At 35.7% G+C, this 5,488-nt stretch carries 4 protein-coding genes; all 4 read left to right on the forward strand.

Annotated elements, in window-relative coordinates:
• Positions 1 to 136: 136 nt before the first annotated feature.
• Positions 137 to 1,105: a hydroxymethylbilane synthase gene (gene hemC, locus B4237_RS05435; protein WP_286942048.1), complete on the forward strand. Its 969-nt coding sequence runs from the start codon at positions 137 to 139 to the stop codon at positions 1,103 to 1,105.
• Complete coding sequence (locus tag B4237_RS05440) at positions 1,086 to 1,811, forward strand: uroporphyrinogen-III synthase (RefSeq protein ID WP_286942049.1); 726 nt, start codon at positions 1,086 to 1,088, stop codon at positions 1,809 to 1,811. The genes hemC and B4237_RS05440 overlap by 20 nt, the downstream gene beginning before the upstream one ends.
• 215 nt (positions 1,812 to 2,026) lie before the next feature.
• On the forward strand, positions 2,027 to 5,014 hold the full coding sequence (locus B4237_RS05445) for a DUF1302 domain-containing protein (RefSeq protein ID WP_286942051.1): 2,988 nt from the start codon (positions 2,027 to 2,029) through the stop codon (positions 5,012 to 5,014).
• A gap of 18 nt (positions 5,015 to 5,032) precedes the next feature.
• The coding region (locus B4237_RS05450; RefSeq protein WP_286942053.1) for a DUF1329 domain-containing protein at positions 5,033 to 5,488 on the forward strand (456 nt) is incomplete at its 3' end.

Here is a 5,488-nt window from a genome sequence, read left to right on the forward strand (position 1 = left end):
ACTTGACTCAATTCCCATCACTCTAATTGATTTATTCATATTAATAATATGCAATGTATTTTAAATTGAGGCAATTTCCTTGACTTATATAAATAATATTAAAATGTATCATATTAAAGATTAAGAATAAGAATTTATGTCAAATAAAAGTAAAATACTTGTAGGCATCAGAGACAGTAAATTATCAAAGGCACAAACAGGTATTTTCATTGAAGAAGCTAACAAAATAGATCAGATCAAAAACAATCATATTTTTGAAATCAAGACGATTAAAACAACTGGTGATATTCATAACACCCATCGCCTTGATCGTCTTGGCGGTAAAGGCCTATTTATAAAGGAAATTGAACAACAAATAATTGATCACAGAATTGATATTGGCGTGCATTCAATGAAGGATGTTCCTGCGCAAGAAGTTCATAAGGATCTGCAAATTGTTTGTTGGATGCAAAGGCATTTTAATGATGATGCATTGCTATCGAATTCAGGAAAAAAGTTCTTAGATCTTCCCTCGGGATCTAAAATTGGTACAAGCTCAATACGCAGGCGCGCTCAGATATTAAAATTAAGAAAAGATTTAGTCGTAAGTCTTTTAAGAGGAAACATTGATACACGTATAAAACAATTACATGCAAAAAAGTATGATGCTATTATTCTAAGTCTTGCAGGGTTACAAAGATTAAATTTAGAGAGTAATGTAACAGAAGTTTTGAATCAGGATGATTTCTCACCCGCTGCTTGTCAAGGTGTTGTCGGAATACAAGCACACAAAGAAAACAACTTCATTAATCTTTTTTCAAAATTAAACAACGCAAATACCCAAATTGAGTGTTTGGCTGAAAGAAAAATATTAAAAATTATAAATGCAAATTGTAATAGTCCAATTTCCGTTGTTTCAAAAATAATAAAAAATGAAATTGAAATCAAAGTACAATTTCTGAATCATTTTGGTATCAATCTATTCTCTGAAACCTATAGAGGTTTAAAAAATAATTATGACCAACTATCTGAAACTATAGGTAATGAAATTATGAACGAGCTTGGTAAAAAACAAATTCAACAATTAAATAATTTAGAAAATGATTTTGATTACACGCCCACATGAAGAGGCCAAAGTTCTTGAAAAAGAATTTTTAAAGAACGGCAAAAAGAGTACAATTGACTCACTTATACATTTTAGATTTCAGTTTAAAAAAATAGCATTTGATAAGAATATTCTTTATTTAATTTCAAGCCCTCAAGCTGTAAAAGTAATATCAAAATACAAAAAAAAATATAGCCAGCTTTTAATTGAAGGAAAATTTATTGTTGTTGGAAAAAAGGTTGCGGCTGAGTTAAAAAAAATTGCTCCTTTAAACATTATAAAAGTGACAAAAGACAGTAAAGATATGACAACATTCTTACTTTCTCAAAGACAATCTAAAAACAACTATAAAAAAATAGCATTTATTTCTGGAACAATTTTTAATAAAGAGTTCGTTCAAAATTTGAGAAAAAATGAAATAGAAATCAAAAGAAAAATTATTTACACGACCTTGAGTAAAAAAAATTTCGCAAAAAACACGGTCAAATTATTTAACCAAAGAAAAATTAGTTACGTCGTTTTATTTTCAAATTACACAGCTAAGGTTTTTTTAAAATTAATAAAATTGAAAAATTTACAGGATAAGGTGAGTAATATTCCTGTTGTTTCAATAAGCAAAAGAGTTGATACGATTCTAAAAAGAGAGCACTTATTTAAACAAACTTTTGTATCAAAAAAACCCAACCAAAAATCTCTTATCGATAAAATAATTGTTTTGAGTAAGTAATAATTTGAAAAATGGCTGTTTTTAAGGGATTAATATAATTGAGATGTGTCATTTATGCATCAGCATTTTATCAGAATAGATTGAAAATAAACGTTATAATTATTTGACTTATTAATATTATTTAAGTTTAATTGAGATGTTTTAGATCAAAGGGCATAGCTGTAGCTGTGTCTTTTATGTACTAAACGTTTGTATTTATTTAAGGGGAATAAATTATGAGACCAAATATAATTAAGATAACTTTTTCTTCTGCACTAATCTATGCGCTAACATTTTTTGGAAATGCATTTGCAGCAGAATTAAATTTTCCAGGTTTCACTGGAACAGCTAATCACACTGTTACTTCAGGTATCAGTATGAGAGCAGCGGATTACGATTGTCAATTATACACAGGATATACTTACACAGAGTCATCTATATCATCTGGACTAAAAACAACTACTAGAGGTAATGGTGAAGGTTGTGCGATGACAGACTCGACACCTAAATGGACTGATGCATATGGCAACTTAGCAACTAAATATAATCAGTTTCATGGTTCACAGCCAAATGGTGACGATGGAAGTTTGAACTTTGGACAAGGTAAAATCTTTGATGCTAAACAAAAAATATTTGGAAGTATTACTGGTACAACAACAGGTGGTCTCGGTATAGATGTATCATACAGTGCTTCTTATAACCCTGCATTAGATATTAATTCCCCATCTTTTAAAGCTCTAACAACTCAAGCTGAAGATGATTTCGAGCAGGACATAACATTATACGATGCGTATATAACTGGTTCAGCAGAATCTCCTGATGGAAACTTTGTTGATTATCAGGTTGGTCGATTTGCAACTAACTGGGGAGAGGCTACTTTTATTCCAGTTGGTGCTAACGGATTAGTAACCAACGCTCTTGATCTCTCTAAGTTGAGAGGACCTGGGGCCTCAATTCGTGAAGCATTGATGCCAACTGAACAAGTTACATTGAGCACTCAAGTTGATGGTGTATCTTTTGAGGCTTACTATCAGTTTGGTGCAGAACAAGTTCAAGTAGATCCATCAGGTACTTATTTTGGTAGCGATATTGTTGGAGAAGGTTCTAGCAATCTAATCGTAGGTGGAGCATATGACTTCGAAGTTCAGGGTGGAAGCGCATGTGCTTTCTCACAACAAACCGGCGTTACTTGCGATGCAACATCAGTTGCGAATTCTAGAACTCGTGCAAACACGGTTTTAAATACACTCGCCACTGCATTCGGTGAGTTAGCTTCAAACGCTACCGGACTAACCCTCGCAAATACACAATTTGGAATTACAACAATGGGTAGTGATTCTGGAAATAATGGTCTTGGCTCTGACTTATCAGATAATAAAGTATTAATTGCCGGTAGTGCTGCATTAGGAATTGACGCAGGATCAAACACTGCGGCTTCAACTTTAACGGGAGCTGGTACTGAAATTTTGTACACTGCTGGAGCGGCTGGATTTGCAGCAAGCATGGCTGTTGAAGCAGCTAAGACTGTTAAAGGTGATCTATCGAGAGCTGGCATTGAGCCATTACCTGCTGCACAGAAACATGTATACGCTGATGATGGCGGTGAATTTGGAGTTCGTTTTGGCACTTACCTTGATGATGTAGGAACGGGCGTAGACTTAAACTTCTATTTCGCAAACTATCACAGTAAAGCTCCTTATATTCGTTTCACTGGTATGCAAAACATGTTCGCAGGTGACTACTATGCACTTTACAGAGCAACCGTAACAGACCACTTTGGTTTTTATGATGGCGGTGCATTAAACGCAATGGCAGGTTCACTTGAAGCTACTGGAGGTGACACATTATATACTGCAATTAAAGATACAGCATATGGTGGAACAGTTTGCTCTGCAGTATTCGGTGGCGCAGCGGGCGCGGGAGCTTTGAATACAGCATCTGGTGGTGAGTTATCATTAACGAAATACACAATTTCAGATCAACAAAAAGCCCTTTATATGGATAGAACTTTTGGTACATCTATTTCTGGTGAGCAAGCTCTTGTGCATAACTCTGCAGTTTGTCAGGCAACTGCTGCAGGATCTGACGCTTTATCGGGAGGTAATGGTACAATACATGATACTAACTTTGCGATGGAATTAACAGCTGCAACTATACTTGGAGCGATCACACCTTTGAACTCAATGGAATATCAATTTATTTATCCAGAAGATAACCAAATTATAGGTGCTAGCTTTAGTACAAATGTTGGTTCAACGACAGTACAAGGTGAGGTGTCGTTAAGAAATGACTTCCCTCTTGCAACTCCTGCATCAAGTCAAATTAACCAAATAGCAGATGCAAGTGGTGCAACTCAAATGTTAAACTGGCTTGCGTATACTGGTATTAATGGACTTGGCACAAACTCCAATAGAGCTTTAGCCACTGACGCAGACGATGATACAGGTGACCAACTGCAAGCTATATTGTGGGCAACACAGACTGGAACTGATGTAGCACTGGGTGATGCAAATGCATATGAAAATGCCGTAAGGGATTTTAAGCGGTCATCTTTACCAGCAATTTCTGAGGCGACAGTGAAAGCTGGAAATTATAACAGTACAGCGTTCATTGAGTATGACGTGCTCAGTGTTGATATAGGTACAACCACTTCTTTCACAGCATCTGATCCAGTGACAGTTGGTTTAGGGGCTGACTCAGCTGCTCTTTTGACTGAAATAGCAATGGTACAGATTAATGATCTTAACAATACCAATGGTTTTGTTTCGCGAGGCGGTTACTCTGCAAGTGGTGACAGCTCAGAAAAATGTAAAGGAGCTGTTGGTTCATCTTTATCACCAACTGCTGGAACAGGAAGTGTTGCTAATTTAGGTGCTTCAATTTATGACGGCCTTTTTGGTAATGGTGGATACTGTGAAGATCAACCTGGTGCGGATGAGCGTTCATTCTCATATAGGATTGTTGGTACTGCCAATTATAACAATTTCAACAATTCAAAGTGGACTATGAGTCCTAACTTTGCCTTTGCACATGATCCGCATGGGTTCGGACCAACATCTCTAGGTGGATTTGTTGAAGATAGAATGTCCTTATCTCTTGGTGTTAACTTTGCCACTGGTGGTACATCAGTCGGTCTAAGTTATACTGACTACATGGGTGATGAGAACGTTGGTAACGGAACTGATAGAGACTATCTAACAGCATCAGTTTCACACGCATTTTAATTTAGGGAGAGGAATAAAATGAATAAAATGAATATAAAAAACCTAATTATATCTGTTGTTGTAGCACTTGGCTTTACAGTGACTTCTTCAGTCGCTGACGGTCATAAGTACACAGTGGATAGTTCTAACTACACTGAATATACAGATATGTTATCTCCAGGGCAGATAACAATGTTCTCGGCTTATCCTGAAACATATAAAATTCATGTATACGAGAATAGTGGTGCATGTCAGATACCGCCTGAGATTAAAGCAATATCTCAGACAAATGGTACATTAATAAATGATAACGAAGGTTTTGAAGTTGCAAATATGGGCCAAGTTCCTTTTCCAAACCCAACAGAAGCTCAACATTTTATTTGGAACATGAGATTGAGTTCAAGTTTAGTTTCTTCTGTGTTCCGTGTTGCTACTTCAACTAACGTACAAGCTGATGGATCAATAATTATCGGTCAGCAAGAAACAAATATTGTG

This window comes from Acinetobacter sp. UBA6526, assembly GCF_002434875.1.
GTDB classification, from domain to species: domain Bacteria; phylum Pseudomonadota; class Gammaproteobacteria; order Pseudomonadales; family Moraxellaceae; genus Acinetobacter; species Acinetobacter venetianus.